Origin of the sequence: Halopseudomonas salegens, assembly GCF_900105655.1 — a bacterium.
GTDB lineage: Bacteria > Pseudomonadota > Gammaproteobacteria > Pseudomonadales > Pseudomonadaceae > Halopseudomonas > Halopseudomonas salegens.
This window is the reverse complement of sequence record NZ_LT629787.1, coordinates 3,406,969-3,423,818: the sequence shown is the minus strand read 5'-3', so window position 1 is coordinate 3,423,818 and position 16,850 is coordinate 3,406,969. Positions and strand designations below refer to the sequence as shown.

The 16,850-nt window shown below is 55.4% G+C and carries 18 protein-coding genes; 1 reads left to right on the top strand and 17 read right to left on the bottom strand.

Features of this window, described 5'->3' with window-relative positions:
* Nucleotides 1–14: 14 nt before the first annotated feature.
* Nucleotides 15–389: a hypothetical protein gene (locus BLU07_RS15865; RefSeq protein WP_092388875.1), complete on the top strand. Its 375-nt coding sequence runs from the start codon at nucleotides 15–17 to the stop codon at nucleotides 387–389.
* Here the strand turns inward: BLU07_RS15865 and BLU07_RS15860 are convergent.
* From BLU07_RS15860 to mnmE, 17 genes are all read right to left on the bottom strand, one after another.
* Nucleotides 383–844, bottom strand: coding sequence for a DUF192 domain-containing protein (locus BLU07_RS15860; RefSeq protein WP_092388873.1), 462 nt, complete (start codon nucleotides 842–844; stop codon nucleotides 383–385). The two genes, BLU07_RS15865 and BLU07_RS15860, sit on opposite strands and share 7 nt — an antisense overlap.
* Nucleotides 841–1,695, bottom strand: coding sequence for a flagellar brake protein (locus BLU07_RS15855; RefSeq protein WP_092388871.1), 855 nt, complete (start codon nucleotides 1,693–1,695; stop codon nucleotides 841–843). Before BLU07_RS15855 ends, BLU07_RS15860 begins: the two co-directional genes overlap by 4 nt.
* Before the next feature lie 86 nt (nucleotides 1,696–1,781).
* Complete coding sequence (gene glmU / locus BLU07_RS15850) at nucleotides 1,782–3,149, bottom strand: bifunctional UDP-N-acetylglucosamine diphosphorylase/glucosamine-1-phosphate N-acetyltransferase GlmU (protein ID WP_092388869.1); 1,368 nt, start codon at nucleotides 3,147–3,149, stop codon at nucleotides 1,782–1,784.
* 246 nt (nucleotides 3,150–3,395) lie between these two features.
* A complete protein-coding gene (locus BLU07_RS15845) occupies nucleotides 3,396–3,839 on the bottom strand; it encodes a F0F1 ATP synthase subunit epsilon (RefSeq protein ID WP_092388867.1) in 444 nt (147 codons plus the stop codon).
* A gap of 42 nt (nucleotides 3,840–3,881) precedes the next feature.
* Nucleotides 3,882–5,261, bottom strand: coding sequence for a F0F1 ATP synthase subunit beta (gene atpD, locus BLU07_RS15840; RefSeq protein WP_092388865.1), 1,380 nt, complete (start codon nucleotides 5,259–5,261; stop codon nucleotides 3,882–3,884).
* 34 nt (nucleotides 5,262–5,295) lie between these two features.
* Nucleotides 5,296–6,156 carry a F0F1 ATP synthase subunit gamma gene (atpG, locus tag BLU07_RS15835; protein WP_092388862.1) on the bottom strand — a complete coding sequence of 287 codons (861 nt, stop codon included), beginning with the start codon at nucleotides 6,154–6,156 and terminating at the stop codon, nucleotides 5,296–5,298.
* Nucleotides 6,157–6,230: 74 nt separating this feature from the next.
* The gene (gene atpA, locus BLU07_RS15830; protein ID WP_092388860.1) at nucleotides 6,231–7,775 is read right to left on the bottom strand and encodes a F0F1 ATP synthase subunit alpha; all 1,545 of its coding nucleotides are present in this window, start codon (nucleotides 7,773–7,775) and stop codon (nucleotides 6,231–6,233) included.
* Nucleotides 7,776–7,790: 15 nt separating this feature from the next.
* Nucleotides 7,791–8,327 carry a F0F1 ATP synthase subunit delta gene (locus tag BLU07_RS15825; protein ID WP_092388859.1) on the bottom strand — a complete coding sequence of 179 codons (537 nt, stop codon included), beginning with the start codon at nucleotides 8,325–8,327 and terminating at the stop codon, nucleotides 7,791–7,793.
* 12 nt (nucleotides 8,328–8,339) lie between these two features.
* Entirely contained in the window at nucleotides 8,340–8,810 is a 471-nt protein-coding gene (locus BLU07_RS15820) for a F0F1 ATP synthase subunit B (RefSeq protein WP_092388857.1), read from the bottom strand.
* A gap of 89 nt (nucleotides 8,811–8,899) precedes the next feature.
* Nucleotides 8,900–9,139 carry a F0F1 ATP synthase subunit C gene (gene atpE / locus BLU07_RS15815; RefSeq protein ID WP_092388855.1) on the bottom strand — a complete coding sequence of 80 codons (240 nt, stop codon included), beginning with the start codon at nucleotides 9,137–9,139 and terminating at the stop codon, nucleotides 8,900–8,902.
* Between the two features lie 70 nt (nucleotides 9,140–9,209).
* Nucleotides 9,210–10,088 carry a F0F1 ATP synthase subunit A gene (gene atpB / locus BLU07_RS15810; RefSeq protein ID WP_092388853.1) on the bottom strand — a complete coding sequence of 293 codons (879 nt, stop codon included), beginning with the start codon at nucleotides 10,086–10,088 and terminating at the stop codon, nucleotides 9,210–9,212.
* A gap of 14 nt (nucleotides 10,089–10,102) precedes the next feature.
* Nucleotides 10,103–10,507 carry a F0F1 ATP synthase subunit I gene (locus BLU07_RS15805; protein ID WP_092388851.1) on the bottom strand — a complete coding sequence of 135 codons (405 nt, stop codon included), beginning with the start codon at nucleotides 10,505–10,507 and terminating at the stop codon, nucleotides 10,103–10,105.
* 193 nt (nucleotides 10,508–10,700) lie between these two features.
* Complete coding sequence (locus tag BLU07_RS15800) at nucleotides 10,701–11,570, bottom strand: ParB/RepB/Spo0J family partition protein (RefSeq protein ID WP_092388847.1); 870 nt, start codon at nucleotides 11,568–11,570, stop codon at nucleotides 10,701–10,703.
* 23 nt (nucleotides 11,571–11,593) lie between these two features.
* Nucleotides 11,594–12,397 carry a ParA family protein gene (locus tag BLU07_RS15795; RefSeq protein WP_092388845.1) on the bottom strand — a complete coding sequence of 268 codons (804 nt, stop codon included), beginning with the start codon at nucleotides 12,395–12,397 and terminating at the stop codon, nucleotides 11,594–11,596.
* A gap of 9 nt (nucleotides 12,398–12,406) precedes the next feature.
* Nucleotides 12,407–13,051 (bottom strand): 16S rRNA (guanine(527)-N(7))-methyltransferase RsmG, encoded by a 645-nt coding sequence (gene rsmG, locus BLU07_RS15790; RefSeq protein ID WP_092388843.1) that lies wholly within the window; start codon nucleotides 13,049–13,051, stop codon nucleotides 12,407–12,409.
* 5 nt (nucleotides 13,052–13,056) lie between these two features.
* Nucleotides 13,057–14,955 (bottom strand): tRNA uridine-5-carboxymethylaminomethyl(34) synthesis enzyme MnmG, encoded by a 1,899-nt coding sequence (gene mnmG, locus BLU07_RS15785; protein WP_092388841.1) that lies wholly within the window; start codon nucleotides 14,953–14,955, stop codon nucleotides 13,057–13,059.
* A 473-nt stretch (nucleotides 14,956–15,428) separates the two neighbouring features.
* Nucleotides 15,429–16,796, bottom strand: coding sequence for a tRNA uridine-5-carboxymethylaminomethyl(34) synthesis GTPase MnmE (gene mnmE, locus BLU07_RS15775; protein ID WP_092388837.1), 1,368 nt, complete (start codon nucleotides 16,794–16,796; stop codon nucleotides 15,429–15,431).
* Nucleotides 16,797–16,850: the final 54 nt, after the last annotated feature.

Genomic DNA, 16,850 nt, shown 5'->3' with positions numbered 1-16,850 from the left:
AGATTCAGGTTCGCATGCGCACGATTCGATACGCTCTTATTCTCGTCCCCTTTTTTTTGCTTGCCAACAATCCGGCCTTCGCTGGGGCCTGTCTGATTGAAAGTGATGACGATCAACTGCCGATTCGTCTGTGCCAGCAGAATATGACCATCCCCGACAACCTGTTCCACGACAGTTTTTGTCAGCCGCAGATTCCCGAGCGCAGTTTCAGCATAACCGAGGTGGAGAGCTGTCCGGCAGGCGCCTATGGGGTCTGTGTCGGCGCGCGGACTGAAGGCGTCGGCTATCAACAGTCGATTTACTACTACTCCGACGCTGATGACGCCAAATATCTGCAAGTGTATTGCGAGGATGTCAGTGATGGAGAGTGGCAGGTACCTGCTCAGTAAAGCGGAACGGGACGCTGCAACACCTCGGGCATGATCAATTGCATGCCACTTTCCAACCCCAGTTCAGCGACACTGCCTGCGGGTAGCTCGACCACGAAACGTAGTGGACGACTGGCCGGATAGATCGGACATGGCATGGCGCTGCAAGGTGGCACGGCCGCAAAGATATCCACCACATGCCCCTGGTTGTCCACATACAGCAGATCAAGGCTGATTTGCATATTGCGCATCCAGATTTGCGGTTGAGTGCCTTGCGGAAAATCAAACAACATACCACCGTCATCCGGCAGAGACTCCCGTCCCATCAGGCCTTGACGACGACTCTGCAGATCGGCGACATACTCCAGTTGAAAGCGTTTGCCGGCGATGACCACACTCACTTCGGGGTTGGCAACAACCGGGCTTATCCACAGGCTGTTAACAACCAGTAGAACAACGATCAGAAGATTCTTCACAGACTGTCCTTGAGCAAGTTCTGATAGACCATATTGGTCAGATACAGTCGATTCTGTTCACTCAGATCAACAAATTCGACACCGGTGGCTACCTGGCCACTTTGTTCATCAGTATTCACCATCCGCACTTTGCTGGCCACTTTCAGATAAACGTCCAGACCAGCCGGGTTGATCCGGAAAGCCAGTTCGACTTCTTCACCCAGCTCGGCAAAAGTCGACGTCGACAGCACTTTGGCGCCGCCGACACTGAGGTCGATCATTTTCGCCGAGGCAATCTGTTTGCCCCCGTGGTTGACCGCAGTAATCAACTCGACGGATACGCGAGCAGAGCTGCGAATTCGCATCGACTGAACCGAATCCGGGTAGGCCAGATGCAGGTAGGGAAAAGGCGACAGGTTGGTTTTCAGCACCCGGGTCTTGTAAGCAACGGCATCCTTGCCAACAAAGCCACGTACCAGAAATTGCTGCCCTTCGCGAACAAAAGCCAGCTTTCCACCGTTGGTGGGGGCAGTAACAAGCAAACTCACCGGAGCATGGAAGCCAATAACCTTGACTTGAAAACGCTCGGTCTGATGACTGTTCAGTGTTTGCAGCTGGACCAGATCTCCCGGTGCCAGCTGAATCTGCGTCAGGCTGGTCGTGGTCCGCTCTCCCTGTTTGCCCTGGCCCGGCTCATTGCGCGCTTCCGGGGCAATACGAAACAGCCCCAACTTGAGTAATTGTTCAAGCATGGGTTGATTGTCGACCACCCGCCCACGCTCAAAGATCACCTTGCTCTCACTGTCAGTCACATGCCAGGGCAAGGGCACGCCAAGCGGTATATCGTCATGTTGCAGGGGAATCAGCGGCACGGCCTGGATCCTGTGACCAGTAGTTGGATTTGTTGTGTACTCATAGTACACCCACCGCTGGATTACAAGACAGCGTGAGCCTTTGCCTAATTCGCCGGTTTGACCGGACGCTTCCAGCCACTGATATTGCGTTGGCGGGCGCGGGCAACACCCAGAGCCGTTTCCGGTACATCCTGATTGATCACTGATCCCGCTGCCGTAGTAGCCCCATCACCCACATTGACCGGCGCTACCAGGGCAGTGTTCGAGCCAATAAAGGCGTTGGCGCCGATATGCGTATGGTGTTTGTTCACCCCGTCGTAGTTGCAGGTAATGGTACCGGCGCCCACATTGGCCCGGGCACCCACACTGGCATCTCCCACATAGGACAGATGATTGATCTTGGCACCCGGACCAATAACCGCCTTCTTGGTTTCCACAAAATTACCGATTCTGGCCTCACTGGCCAGACTGGTACCTGGTCGCAAGCGCGCGTAAGGGCCGACTTCACAATGCTCGGCCAACTCGGCGCCTTCGATATGGCTAAAGGACCTGATCACCGAGCCAGCGCCGATAACACAATCCTTCAGCACGCAATTCGGGCCAATAACAACATCATTCGCCAGTACAATCTTGCCCTCCAGCACGACATTGACGTCGATACTGATATCCTGGCCAACGCTTACCTCTCCGCGCACATCCAGTCGCGCCGGATCTGCCAATGTCACCCCCGCTGCCATCAGACGTTCGGCCTGACGACCTTGATAGATTCGCTCGAGAGTCGCCAGTTGCTGCCGGTTATTGGCTCCCAGCACTTCTTCTTCATCAGCTGCATGGGCAACTTCAACCGCTATCCCCTGGTCTACCGCCAGGGCCACCACATCAGTCAGATAGTATTCACCTTGCGCATTATCGCTGGACAGGCTGCTTAACCAGTTATTCACCTGACTGCCCGGCAACGCCATGATGCCGGTATTGCCTTCGCGGATCTGCAACTGCTCTGCATCGGCATCCTTCTGCTCGACGATCGACTGAACACGGCCTGCGATATCGCGCACGATCCGCCCATAACCGGTGGGGTCGCGCATCTTTACGGTCAGCAATCCCAGCGCAGCTGATCCGGCCTGTTCACTGAGCTTCTGCAGCGTAGACGGTTTCAGCAAGGGCACATCACCATAGAGAACCAGTACCTGATCAGCCCCGATCAATTGCGGCAAAGCCTGAGCCACAGCATGCCCGGTACCCAATTGTTCGGCCTGGACTACCCAGTTGATATCCGCTGCTGCCAACTGCTCACGAACCCTCTCGGCACCATGTCCGATCACCACATGAATCCGGGCCGGTTGCATGGCCCGCGCACAATCCAGCACATGCGCAAGCATCGGCTTGCCCGCTATCGGGTGCAATACCTTTGGCAATGCCGAGCGCATACGTGTGCCCTGGCCGGCAGCAAGAATGACGACGTGCAGATTCATGGCGGGTCCTTTTCGACAATGGATAACTGGGGAGGGATGATAGCAAAACCGGCTAGCTGGCGTTTGCTTGTTGCTTATTGCTGGAGGCGGGAAATCAACAATGCGTGTGAGTGGTTGATTGCCCGTCAAGCCTTGGCTGCCACATCCAGACAGCAACTAACCGCTGTCAGACCTTCAAGCATTCAGCTTCCGGCGATTTTCGCGGTAATTAATAAAAAAGGCAGCCGAAGCTGCCTTTTTAGCGACTTACCGGTTGTTAAGCGGCGGTCCACCATACTTCTTGCGCATTTCCTGCACGGTCCGCAGCTGGGCTGCGGCCTCGGCGAGACGGGCGGAGGCCGAACCGTAGTCAAACTCGGCGCCTTTCTCGTTGAGGGCTTTCTCTGCGGCTTTCTTTGCTTCCACAGCAGCTGCTTCGTCAATGTCACCGGCACGGATAGCCGTGTCGGCAAGCACCTTGACCATGCTCGGCTGAACTTCAATATAGCCACCCGAGATGTAATACACCTCTTCGCTGCCATCCTGACGAATCACCCGAACCGGGCCCGGCTTGAGGTCGGTCAGCAGTGGCGTGTGACCGGGCAGAATACCCAGATCACCCATGTTGCCATGGGCCACAACCATTTCGACCAGGCCGGAGAACAGCTCTTCTTCCGCGCTAACAATATCGCAGTGCACTGTCATAGCCATAATCTTGCCTCGGTTCTGCGCCCGCTTGCGCGGGCGCTACCATTACATTTTCTTCGCTTTCTCGATCGCTTCATCAATGGTCCCGACCATGTAGAACGCCTGCTCGGGCAGGTGGTCATAGTCGCCATTGAGGATGCCCTGGAAGGCACGAATGGTATCTTTCAAGGACACATACTTACCGGGCGCACCGGTAAAGACTTCGGCCACGAAGAACGGCTGCGACAGGAAGCGCTGCATCTTACGTGCGCGGGCTACCAGTTGCTTGTCTTCTTCGGACAGTTCGTCCATACCCAGAATGGCGATGATGTCTTTCAGCTCTTTGTAGCGCTGCAGGACATATTGCACGTTACGGGCGATGTCATAGTGCTCCTGACCGATGATCAGCGGATCCAGCTGACGGCTGGTGGAATCCAGCGGATCTACTGCCGGGTAGATACCCAGTGAAGCAATATCACGGGACAGTACCACGGTCGCATCCAGGTGGGCGAAGGTGGTGGCTGGCGACGGGTCAGTCAAGTCATCCGCCGGTACGTATACCGCCTGGATAGAGGTGATCGAACCTGTCTTGGTCGAGGTGATACGCTCCTGCAGAACACCCATCTCCTCGGCCAACGTCGGCTGGTAACCTACCGCTGAAGGCATACGGCCCAGCAGTGCGGATACTTCAGTACCGGCCAGCGTGTAACGGTAGATGTTGTCGATGAACAACAGTACGTCACGACCTTCGTCACGGAACTTCTCGGCCATGGTCAGGCCAGTCAGTGCCACGCGCAGACGGTTTCCCGGCGGCTCGTTCATCTGACCGTACACCAGGGCTACCTTGTCCAGTACGTTGGAGTCTTTCATCTCGTGATAGAAGTCGTTACCTTCCCGCGTCCGCTCACCCACACCGGCAAATACGGAATAACCGCTGTGCTCGATGGCGATGTTACGGATCAGCTCCATCATGTTGACCGTTTTACCCACACCGGCACCACCGAACAGACCGACCTTACCGCCCTTGGCGAAAGGACACATCAAGTCGATGACCTTAATACCGGTTTCCAGCAGCTCGTTGGAGCCTGCCTGCTCGGAATAGGAAGGGGCTTTACGGTGGATTTCCCAGCGCTCTTCCTCACCGATGGGGCCAGCCTCATCAATCGGACGACCGAGGACGTCCATGATGCGACCCAGGGTCTTGATGCCGACCGGAACGCTGATGGCACTGCCCGAGTTGCTGACATTGATGCCACGCTTGAGGCCTTCGGTAGTACCCATGGCAATGGCGCGTACTACGCCGTCACCCAATTGCTGTTGCACTTCGAGTGTGAGGTCTTCATGACCTTCCACCTGCAGCGCGTCATAGATCTTCGGCACGTCTTCGCGGGAAAATTCCACGTCGATGACGGCGCCGATGATTTGAACGATACGTCCGCTACTCATGTGTTGGTTCCTCTAAAAGTTTGAAACCTGACCGTTAAACCGCGGCGGCGCCGCCAACGATTTCCGAAATTTCCTGGGTGATCGCCGACTGACGTGCCTTGTTGTAGATGAGCTGCAAGTTGTCGATGAGCTCACCGGCGTTGTCAGTCGCGCTTTTCATCGCGATCATCCGGGCCGCTTGTTCGCAAGCATTGTTTTCGATCACTGACTGGTATACCTGCGACTCGATATAACGGGTCAACAGACCATCCAGCAGCATCTGGGCATCCGGCTCATAGACATAATCCCAATGGCCCTGCAGCTCTTCCTTGCTGGTCGGAACCAGGGGAATCATCTGCTCGACCTTGGGCTGCTGAACCATGGTATTCACAAACCCGTTGGATACCAGATACAAGCGATCGATACGGCCTTCATGGTAACCGTCGAGCATCACCTTGATGCTGCCGATCAGGTCATTCAGGGCCGGTGCTTCACCCAGATTACTGATCGCGGCTACCACATTGCCGCCAAAGCTGCGGAAGAAGCTGGCGCCCTTGCTACCGATCACACAGAGGTCGGTTTCAACACTCTGATCGCGCCATTCCTTCATGTTCTGAACCAGGGCCTTGAACAGATTAGTGTTCAGACCACCACAGAGACCACGATCGGTACTCACCACGATGTAGCCGACCCGTTTGACCGTGCGCTCCTGCATGAAGGAGTGCTTGTACTCGGGGTTGGCGTTGGCCAGATGGCCAATTACCTGGCGAATACGCTCAGCGTAGGGACGGCTGGCGGTCATGCGCTGTTGTGCCTTGCGCATTTTACTGACCGCGACCTTTTCCATCGCGCTGGTGATCTTCTGCGTACTTTTAATACTCGCAATCTTGGTGCGAATCTCTTTTGCGCCTGCCATATGACACCTTTCAGGTTAGCCCGTAGCCGGGTCGCACGAAGCGGGACACGACTGCATCATGCCCCGCGCTCGGCTTACCAGCTTTGGGTTGCCTTGAAGTTCTCGATGCCAGACTTGATACCGGCTTCGATCTCGTCGTTGTAGTCGCCCTTCTCGTTGATCTTGGCCAACAAATCGGCGTGATCACGCTTGAAGTAAGCGAGCAGAGCTTTCTCGAAGGCGCCGATCTTGTTCATCTCGACGTCGGTCAGGAAGCCTTTCTCAGCAGAGAAGATGCTGATCGCCATTTCGGCAATCGACATCGGCGCATACTGGTCCTGCTTCATCAGCTCGGTAACCCGTTGACCGTGTTCCAGCTGCTTGCGGGTCGCCTCATCGAGGTCCGAAGCAAACTGGGCGAAGGCCGCCAGTTCACGATACTGAGCCAGCGCGGTACGAATACCACCGGACAGCTTCTTGATGATCTTGGTCTGCGCCGAACCACCTACCCGGGATACGGATACACCGGCGTTGACCGCTGGGCGGACACCGGCGTTGAACAGGTTCGATTCCAGGAAGATCTGACCATCGGTGATCGAGATCACGTTGGTCGGTACGAAAGCAGAGACGTCACCGGCCTGGGTTTCAATGATAGGCAGAGCGGTCAAAGAACCGGTCTTGCCTTTCACTTCACCATTGGTCAGCTTCTCTACCCAGTCTTCCGACACGCGAGATGCGCGCTCAAGCAGACGACTGTGGAGATAGAAGACGTCACCCGGATAGGCTTCACGACCCGGCGGACGACGCAGCAGCAGGGATATCTGGCGATAAGCCACGGCCTGCTTGGAGAGGTCATCAAAGATGATCAGCGCGTCTTCACCACGGTCACGGAAATACTCACCCATGGTGCAGCCGGAGTACGGCGCCAGGAACTGCAGGGAAGCCGGATCAGAGGCAGAAGCAGCCACCACGATGGTGTGCGCCATCGCATCGTGCTCTTCCAGCTTGCGTACCACGCTGGCAATGGTCGATTGCTTCTGACCAACCGCAACATAGATACATTTGATGCCGGAACTCTTCTGGTTGATGATCGCATCGATCGCCATCGCCGTCTTACCGGTCTGGCGGTCACCAATGATCAGCTCACGCTGACCACGACCGATCGGGATCATCGCGTCAACCGACTTGTAACCGGTCTGTACCGGCTGGTCGACCGACTTACGCCAGATCACACCCGGGGCAACTTTCTCGACCGCATCAGTTTCTTTTGCATCGATTGTGCCCTTGCCGTCCAGCGGGTTGCCCAGGGCGTCAACAACACGACCCAACAACTCAGGACCAACAGGTACTTCGAGAATGCGACCGGTACACTTGGCGGTCATGCCTTCGGCCAGGCCGAGGTAGTCACCGAGAATTACCGAACCGACCGAGTCCTGCTCCAGGTTAAGTGCCATACCATAGACACCACCGGGAAACTCGATCATTTCACCGTACATCACATCGGCCAGGCCGTGGATACGGACAATACCGTCAGATACACTGACGACAGTACCGACATTGCGAGCTTGAGAAGTGACATCGAGTTTATCGATGCGCTTCTTGATAATTTCGCTAATTTCGGAAGGATTCAATTGCTGCATGCCATGTCCCTCAAATCAGGATTTCAACGCCTCGGCAAGCTTTTCCAGCTTGCCGCGGACCGAACCATCGATAACCATGTCACCCGCCCGAAGGACCACACCGCCAATCAGCGCGGGGTTGATCTTCACCTGCGGGGTCACTGCTCGGTCCAACCGCTTGGAAAGTGCGGTTATCAGCGTTTTCTGTTGATCTTCGCTCAGCTCGAAAGCACTTTCGACTTCGACTGCAATGCTTCGATCATGCTCCGCCTTGTGCTGCTCAAAAAGCTCGGCGATAACCGGGATCAAGGGCAGACGATCATGATCAGCCAAAGTTCGGATAAAATTTCCAAACCCTGCATCAATATGACCTTCACACACCATGAGCAGGTCGTCGGCCTTGCGCGTCCGCGTCAAACCTGGATTACGCACCCTTTCAGCAATGTCGGGATCGACCATTGCAGCACTGGCCAAGGCCAACATGCTTGACCAGGCATCCAGAGCATGAGCATCAGAGGCATGTTCGAATGCGGCTTTGGCATAAGGCCGAGCTAGCGTATTGATTGTAGCCATCGCTCGCCTCGCTTAGAGTTGTGAGGCCAGTTTGTTGACCAGCTCACTATGGGCCTTGGAGTCGATTTCCGATTCCAGAATGTGCTCGGCACCCTTGACCGCCAATTCGGCAACCTGGGCACGGAGTTGTTCTTTGGCGCGGTTGATCTCCTGGTCGATTTCAGCTTTCGCTGACTCGATCAGACGCTCACCTTCGGAACGAGCCTGTAGCTTGGCTTCCTCAATAATCTGGTTGGCGTTTTTGTTCGCCTTGTCCAGAATCTGGGTCGCCTGTTCCTTGGTCTCGCGCAGAGTATCTGCAGCCTTATCCTGAGCAAGACTCAGGTCACGCTGGGCGCGGCCGGCTGCGTCCAGTCCTTCAGCAATTTTTTTCTGGCGCTCTGCCATGGCTGCCGTAATCGGCGGCCAGACAAACTTCATGCAAAACCAGACAAAAATAGCGAAGGCAATCGTTTGACCAAATAACGTCAGATTAATGTTCACAGCGATTTACCTCATGCTATTTCGTTGTTCTCTGGGTGATCATGATGAGACAGGCAGACCGATGCCTGCCTGTCCTGAAAAACATCAGATCAACCAGCCATGCCGGGGGCGACAACGAAAATCAGGTACATCGCAATACCAACACCAATCATGGGAACAGCGTCAAGCAGACCAGCCATCAGGAAAGTCTTGGTTTGCAGCTGTGGCCCCAATTCCGGCTGGCGAGCAGTAGACTCAAGCAGTTTGCCACCCAACAGGGCGAAGCCGATGCCAGTACCCAGAGCGCCCAGACCGATCATGATAGAGGCGGCGATGATTACGAGTTCCATAATTACTCCTAACTAAGTTTCAAGGTTGTAGTACAAGGTTTCGTTGATTGAACAGGTTCTTCTGACTGCTTCAGTGGTCCTCATGCGCAGCACTCAGATACACGATCGTAAGCACCATGAAGATAAAGGCCTGCAGCGGGATCACCAGAATGTGGAAAATAGCCCATGGTACATTCAGAATCCACTGCAAATAGAAAGGCAGCAACGCAATCAGGATAAAGACCACTTCACCGGCGTACATATTGCCGAAAAGACGCAAGGCCAGGCTCAGCGGCTTGGTCAGCAAACCGAGAATTTCCAGAAACAGGTTGAAAGGTATCGCCAGCCAATGATTGAAGGGCGTAAAGGAAAGCTCTTTGGCGAAACCGCCTGCACCCTTGATCTTGATACTGTAGAAAATAATCAGAAAGAAAACGCCGATCGAAAGCCCGAATGTGCCGTTTGGATCCGCTGTCGGGACAATCTTGAAATAAACTTGATGTGGCTCCATGCCCAGAACATGCACCCCGAAGAGAGTTGCCAGCTGAGGAATGTAGTCAACTGGAACCCACTTCAGCGAGTTCATCAACAGGATCCAGACAAAAATCGTCAAGGCAAGCGGAGCAATCACCGGGCTTCTGCCGTGGAAGGTATCCTTGACCATGTTCTGTACAAACTCGACGCTCATTTCCACCAGATTTTGTAGACCACTTGGTGCGTCAGGGTTCATTTTCCGCGCGACCATGCGGAACAGACCAAGGAAAATAACACCCATCAGGATAGACCAGCCAAGCGTATCGACGTGAAAAGCCATGAATCCCATATCAGCGGCTTCGCTACCACTCTTGGCGAAAGTCCAGGCAGTTTCCTGCATGACAGAACCGTCGTAGCGTTCGTACCCCTCTGGCAATTTGCCAAAGGTCAGATTTTGCAAATGGTGCTGAATGTATTCTGCTGATGTGCTCGCCATAATCGCCTCAAATGCTAATACTTTGGAAACCTGCTGACGATGAGCAGAGCACTGGCTCCAACGGCCAGAATCACGAGGTAAACCGCAAACAGAAGCTCTACCCCAAGCGGATCTATGCTCATCAACACCAACACGAAAAGTGCGGCGGTCAAAATCAGTTTGCCGGCCTCGCCCGAAAACATTTCGCTGACGATGGCCCGCGTCGACCGGGCTCCACTGTAACGGAACACCCGAAAGACAAAATAGGCGTTGGGGACCAAAGCAATAAGTCCACCCAACAGACCGGAATATCCGGCTACCGGACCCTGGAATAACCACAGAGCCAGAGCAATCCCGATGGTCAACAGGGCTTGCCACTTCAATACCGGAAAGCCAGGCCAGCGGTGGAAAGGGGTACGATTGGGCGTTCTGGCGTCCATTTACCCTGCCTGCCTGTCAAATAATGCGTCCGGCCAAGGACACTTTGTTGCAACAATCCGGTGCATTTACAAGGCTAAAATTGCGCGAGGAGTATAGGGCGAATAGGCTTGAGGTTCAACCGTAGAGGCTGAAAATTCAGTGTCTTCACCCATTTGCGTCACTGCCCGCAAACCTGCATACGCTCTCATCGGCTTATTTGATATGTGCCAATACCCCATCCAGTTCATCCAGCGAGCTATAGCTGATCACCAGCTTGCCTTTTCCACGCGCGCCATGTTGAATTTTCACTTCGGCACCCAGACGCTCGGAGAGGTCGGTCTGCAGATTTTCAATGTTCGGATCGGGACGTTGGTTGGGCTGCACCTGCCGCGGCTTGAGCAATTGTCGCACCAGGGCTTCGGTTTGCCGAACGGTCAAGCCTTTAGCCACCACCTGACGAGCGGCCGCAGTCTGCTCATCCTGCGGCAACCCGAGCAAGGCACGGGCATGGCCCATTTCGATATCGCCCCGCTCAAGCAGGAGTTTGACGTCGTCAGGTAGCGCCATCAAGCGCAACAGGTTGGTAATGCTGACGCGCGACTTGCCTACCGCATTGGCGACCTGTTGCTGGGTCAATTCGAATTCCTGCTGCAAACGATAGAGCGCCATGGCTTCCTCAATAGGATTGAGGTCTTCGCGCTGGATATTCTCGATCAGCGCCATGGCAATGGCCGCTTCATCGGTGACTTCCCGGATCACTGCCGGGATATGATCAAGACCAGCCTGTTGGGTCGCGCGCCAGCGACGCTCACCAGCAATGATTTCGTAGCGACCGCCGCCAATCGGACGTACCACGATCGGTTGCATCACGCCCTGGACCTTGATCGATTCAGCCAGTTCTTCCAACGCCTGTGGATCCATGTCCCGGCGGGGCTGGTACTTGCCGCGCTGAATCAGATCAACCGGCAAGTCCTTGAGCAGATGATCCTGCTGCAACTCACCGTCGTGTTCACCGTGCTGGGCAGTGCTCTGTCCCAGCAAGGCATCCAATCCTCGTCCCAAGCCACGTTTCTTGGCCGCCATGGCGCTAATGTCCTTCGTTCTGATTAATCGGTAACCGGGGCCGGCTGCTGTTTGCCGGCAGCCTGCTTGCTGCGTCGAATCAATTCACCGGCCATGGCCAGATAGGCCACCGCGCCACGTGACTGTTTGTCATAGACCAGTGCCGGCATGCCGAAACTGGGGGCCTCAGCCAGGCGCACATTACGCGGAATCACGGTCTGATACAGCTGCTCGGCAAAGTGCTGGCTAAGCTGGGCCGAGACATCCTGGGTCAGACTGTTGCGCGGATCGTACATGGTGCGCAGCAATCCCTCGATCTGCAAGCCGGGATTCAACACACTGGTAATGCGGTTGATCGTGGTGATCAGTGCCGAGAGGCCTTCCAGCGCGTAATACTCACACTGCATGGGAATGATGACGCCATCGGCGGCAACCAGACCATTGACGGTAAGCATATTCAGCGAAGGGGGGCAGTCGATAATGATGTAATCATATTTATCGCGCACATTGGTCAGCGCATAGCGCAAACGGCTTTCTTTCATCTTGATATCAAGCAGTTCGACTTCAGCGGCTGTCAGGTCGCCATTGGCCGGCAGCAAGTCATAACCGCCATGTTCGGAAGCCAGCACTGTCCGGGCATAATCACTGCGCCCGGTAAGCAACTCATACACCGAGTTGTCCAGCTCACTCTTGTCAATGCCGCTGCCCATGGTCGCGTTGCCCTGGGGGTCCAGGTCAATCAGCAGTACCTTGCGCTTGGTGGCAGCCAGTGAAGCGGCCAGATTGATACTGGTGGTTGTCTTGCCGACACCGCCTTTCTGGTTGGCTATGGCCAATACCTTGCCCACTCTGACCTCCTATGCGTTCTGCTCGTCCGTCTGACGTTGCAGTATCAACAGATGCCGGCTGCCCTGGCAACCCGGTACCTGCAAGGCATGACTGGCGAGCAGCTGAAAATCTACCGGCAGGGCGGCCAATTCATCGGCGGGATATTGCCCTTTCATTGCCAGCCAACGCGTAGCGGGTTTACCCAGATGGCGTGTCAGCTGGACAAAATCACTCAGCGCGCTGAAGGCTCGAGAAACAATACCATCGAATGGCTGTTCAGGGCTAAAGGCTTCAACCCGGGTATTCACTACAGTGAGGTTTTGCAGCTGCAGCTCAATTTTTGCCTGGGTCAGAAAGCGGGTTTTCTTGCCATTACTGTCGAGCAGGGTAAAACTGGATTCCGGCTGCATAATGGCCAAAATCAACCCGGGCATGCCCCCACCGCTACCCACATCCAGCCAGTTTCCCGCTTCGACAAAGGGCAGAATGCTCAGGCTGTCGAGTAAATGGCGACTGACCATTTCATCCGGATTACGCACTGCGGTGAGGTTGTAGGCCTTGTTCCACTTGTTCAGCAGACCCATGTATGCCAACAGCTGTTCAACCTGTGTGTCGCTCAGACTGAGTCCGAGCTGGCTCGCGCCCTGACGCAACTCCCTCGCATGATCAGTCATTCCCTTCAGGCCTCCCGGGCCAGGCGACGATCGCCCAATGCGTTGCGTTTTTTCAGATGAATCAGCAACAAGCTGATAGCTGCCGGAGTTACCCCCGGGATACGCGAAGCCTGCCCCAGAGTCTGTGGACGTACATCAGCCAGTTTATGGCGGATTTCATTCGACAGGCCATTGAGTGCCGCGTAGTCGATATCTTCGGGCAGCAACGTCCCTTCATGCTGGCGCAGCTTGTTGATCTCTTCCTGTTGACGTTCGATGTACCCGGCGTATTTGCACTGGATTTCAACCTGCTCGGCCGCATCCACCGGCACGTTCCCGGCTCCACTGAGTTCGCACAGTCCGGCATAATCAACCTCCGGTCGGCGCAACAGATCAAGCAAATTGTATTCGTGGGTCAATGGGGTGCCGTAAAGCTTGGCAAAGGCCTGGCCTGCCGGGCTGTTCGGTTGTACCCAGCTGCTGCGCAAGCGCTGGGTTTCCTGCTCGATGGCTTCACGCTTGCTGCTGAATACCGACCACCGGTGATCATCGACCAGTCCCAACTCGCGACCCTGTTCGGTCAAGCGCAGATCGGCGTTGTCTTCACGCAATACCAGGCGGTATTCGGCGCGTGAGGTAAACATGCGATAGGGCTCACGGGTGCCCATGGTGATCAGGTCATCCACCAGCACACCAATGTAGGCTTCATCCCGGCGTGGACACCAGGCTTCCAGCCCCTTGGCACGACGGGCGGCATTCATACCCGCGAGCAACCCCTGTGCAGCCGCCTCTTCGTATCCGGTGGTGCCGTTGATCTGGCCGGCAAAGAACAAGCCACCAATCACTTTGGTTTCCAGTGAGTACTTCAGATCCTGTGGATTGAAATAATCATATTCAATGGCATAGCCAGGACGCAGGATATGGGCGTTTTGCAGCCCCTCTATCGAGCGCACGATCTGCAATTGCACATCGAAGGGCAAACTGGTGGAAATACCATTGGGATACAACTCGTGGGTATTGAGACCTTCCGGTTCGATAAACACCTGATGCTGGTTCTTGTCGGCAAAACGATGAATCTTGTCTTCAATCGACGGGCAATAACGCGGGCCTATGCCTTCGATAACCCCGGTATACATGGGGGAACGATCAAGGTTCTGGCGAATGATCTCGTGAGTTTTTTCGTTGGTATAGGTAATCCAGCAATTGACCTGCTCGGGGTGCTCTTCGACCGACCCCATGAACGACATTACCGGCAAAGGTGTATCGCCCGGTTGGGCTTGCATCTGGCTGTAATCCACCGTTTTGCCGTCAATCCGCGGCGGCGTACCGGTTTTCAAGCGGTCAACGCGCAGCGGCAGTTCACGCAGGCGATCAGCCAGGGCAATAGCCGGAGGGTCACCCGCACGACCACCGGAGAAATTATCCAGCCCGATATGGATTTTGCCGCCGAGGAAAGTTCCGGCAGTCAGTACTACGTTATCCGCCTTGAAGCGCAAGCCCATCTGAGTCACGACGCCGCAGACCTGATCCTGTTCAACGATCAGGTCATCACAGGCTTGTTGAAAGATGGACAGGTTCACCTGGTTTTCCAGGATCTCGCGAATGGCGGCTTTGTACAGCACACGGTCGGCCTGAGCGCGGGTGGCCCGAACGGCTGGCCCTTTGCGGCTGTTGAGTATGCGGAACTGGATACCGGCACGGTCGGTAGCACGGGCCATGGCCCCGCCCAGCGCATCGATTTCCTTGACCAGGTGACTTTTGCCAATGCCGCCAATGGCGGGGTTGCAGCTCATCTGACCAAGTGTTTCCACATTGTGACTGAGCAACAGGGTTTTGCAGCCCATACGTGCAGCCGCCAGCGCAGCTTCGGTACCGGCATGGCCGCCACCGACGACGATAACGTCAAAACGTTCGGGATAGTCCACCAGTCACCTCGTTGCCCGAATGTGTCGAGCGTGGAAAAAGGGACTGATTATAGGCGTTCGGGGAATAAATTGCAGCATGACTGGATATTTTTTGTACAGCCGGATGAAGGCATGACGGGTTGCTGTGCAACACGGTGCGTTTAAACATATAAATAAGAAAAGGTTTTTAAAGGATAAATACTAATGATGTTAATGAGCAGCCGGTTTCCTGTGGAAAAGTAACCCCGGCCCTTCTATTTCAGGGGATGCAGAAGAGCAAAAGTCTGTGCAGCAGTTGCGTACAACATCTGGGCATTACCCCTGGGTTCCTGTGGATAACCGAGGCGCTTATCCACAGCCTGGTTATCCACCGGGTTTGCCCCTTGTTTATCGACATGGCTCAGGCCCGTTTGTACACAGGGTTCAAGGGGACGGATACCGGTTGATAGTTCCTTCCTGTAGTAGCCATCAACCGATTAAAGCCGTTGTGATAATTATTTGCCGATACAGAAACTGGAAAAAATCCGCCCGAGCAGGTCATCGGCACTGAATTCACCGGTAATTTCCCCCAGTGCCTGCTGGGCCATGCGCAAGTCTTCGGCAAGCAGCTCACCAGCGCCCATCAGGGTCAGTTGTCGATACCCATGGTCCAGGTGGTCACTGGCCAGTTGCAAGGCCTGAAGATGGCGTCGGCGGGCGCTGAACAGACTTTCAGCCGTCTGTTCAAAACCCATACAGTCTTTCAGGTGGTCACGCAGCAGTTCGATGCCATCACCATTGCGTGCGCTCAGGTGCAGCTCGACTCGACCCTTGGCATCGGTCTGCAGGCCGATGGCATGGCCGCTGAGATCGGTTTTATTGAAGATCAGGGTGGTTTTCGAAGGGTCCGGGTGTTGTTGCAGAAATTCAGGCCACAATTGATCCGGGTCGTTGGCTTCGGGCTGGTTGGTATCAATCACCAGCAGAATACGATCCGCATCGGCAATGGCAGCCATGGCCCGTTCAACGCCGATCTTTTCCACCACATCATCGGTATCCCGCAGACCAGCGGTATCAATGATGTGCAACGGCATGCCATCGATATGGATATGTTCGCGCAGAATATCCCGCGTGGTACCGGCAATCTCGGTCACGATAGCGCTGTCCTTGCCGGCGAGGGCATTGAGCAGGCTTGATTTACCCGCATTCGGTCGGCCGGCAATGACTACGTTCATGCCATCGCGCAATAGTGCCCCTTGCCCGGCCTCTCGCTGCACTCGGGTCAGTTGCTCACGTACGTGTTGCAGTTCCTGCAGGACATGGCCATCGGCGAGAAAGTCGATTTCCTCTTCCGGAAAGTCGATTGCAGCTTCGACATGTATTCGCAAGGCAATCAGTGCTTCGGTGAGGTCCTTTACCCGCCGCGAGAAGGCCCCTTGCAGTGATTGCACGGCGTTGCGTGCTGCCTGCTCGGAGCTGGCTTCAATCAAGTCGGCGATGGCTTCAGCCTGGGCCAGGTCCAGCTTGTCATTGAGAAAGGCGCGCTCACTGAATTCACCCGGGCGTGCTGGCCGAGCACCGGCGTCAAGACAGGCTTTGAGCAACAGATCCATCACGACCGGACCACCATGACCGTGCAATTCGACAACATCTTCTCCGGTAAAGGAGTGCGGATTGGGAAAGAACAGGCTCAACCCCTGGTCCAGCACCTCCCCACCTGCCGTGAAAGGGCCATAGTGGGCATGCCGCGGACGCAATCTGAGCCCGCTCAGTTGTTGACCGATCGCCTGGGCCTGGGGGCCTGACAAACGAACGATACCCACCCCTCCCTGACCGGGTGGGGTGGCAATGGCGGCAATGGTATCTGTAGCAGTGTGGTTCATGCTGGCTCCACAGGCAGAATGCAAAACGCCCCGCGAGGCGGGGCGTTTGCTGGG

Bases quoted from the DNA above. Each gene is read 5' to 3' on its own strand.
- BLU07_RS15865 (WP_092388875.1), top strand. From the start codon at position 15: ATGCGCACGATTCGATACGCTCTTATTCTCGTCCCCTTTTTTTTGCTT.
- glmU (WP_092388869.1), bottom strand. From the start codon at position 3,149: ATGAATCTGCACGTCGTCATTCTTGCTGCCGGCCAGGGCACACGTATG.
- BLU07_RS15845 (WP_092388867.1), bottom strand. From the start codon at position 3,839: ATGGCTATGACAGTGCACTGCGATATTGTTAGCGCGGAAGAAGAGCTG.
- atpD (WP_092388865.1), bottom strand. From the start codon at position 5,261: ATGAGTAGCGGACGTATCGTTCAAATCATCGGCGCCGTCATCGACGTG.
- atpG (WP_092388862.1), bottom strand. From the start codon at position 6,156: ATGGCAGGCGCAAAAGAGATTCGCACCAAGATTGCGAGTATTAAAAGT.
- atpA (WP_092388860.1), bottom strand. From the start codon at position 7,775: ATGCAGCAATTGAATCCTTCCGAAATTAGCGAAATTATCAAGAAGCGC.
- BLU07_RS15825 (WP_092388859.1), bottom strand. From the start codon at position 8,327: ATGGCTACAATCAATACGCTAGCTCGGCCTTATGCCAAAGCCGCATTC.
- atpE (WP_092388855.1), bottom strand. From the start codon at position 9,139: ATGGAACTCGTAATCATCGCCGCCTCTATCATGATCGGTCTGGGCGCT.
- atpB (WP_092388853.1), bottom strand. From the start codon at position 10,088: ATGGCGAGCACATCAGCAGAATACATTCAGCACCATTTGCAAAATCTG.
- BLU07_RS15805 (WP_092388851.1), bottom strand. From the start codon at position 10,507: ATGGACGCCAGAACGCCCAATCGTACCCCTTTCCACCGCTGGCCTGGC.
- BLU07_RS15800 (WP_092388847.1), bottom strand. From the start codon at position 11,570: ATGGCGGCCAAGAAACGTGGCTTGGGACGAGGATTGGATGCCTTGCTG.
- rsmG (WP_092388843.1), bottom strand. From the start codon at position 13,051: ATGACTGATCATGCGAGGGAGTTGCGTCAGGGCGCGAGCCAGCTCGGA.
- mnmE (WP_092388837.1), bottom strand. From the start codon at position 16,796: ATGAACCACACTGCTACAGATACCATTGCCGCCATTGCCACCCCACCC.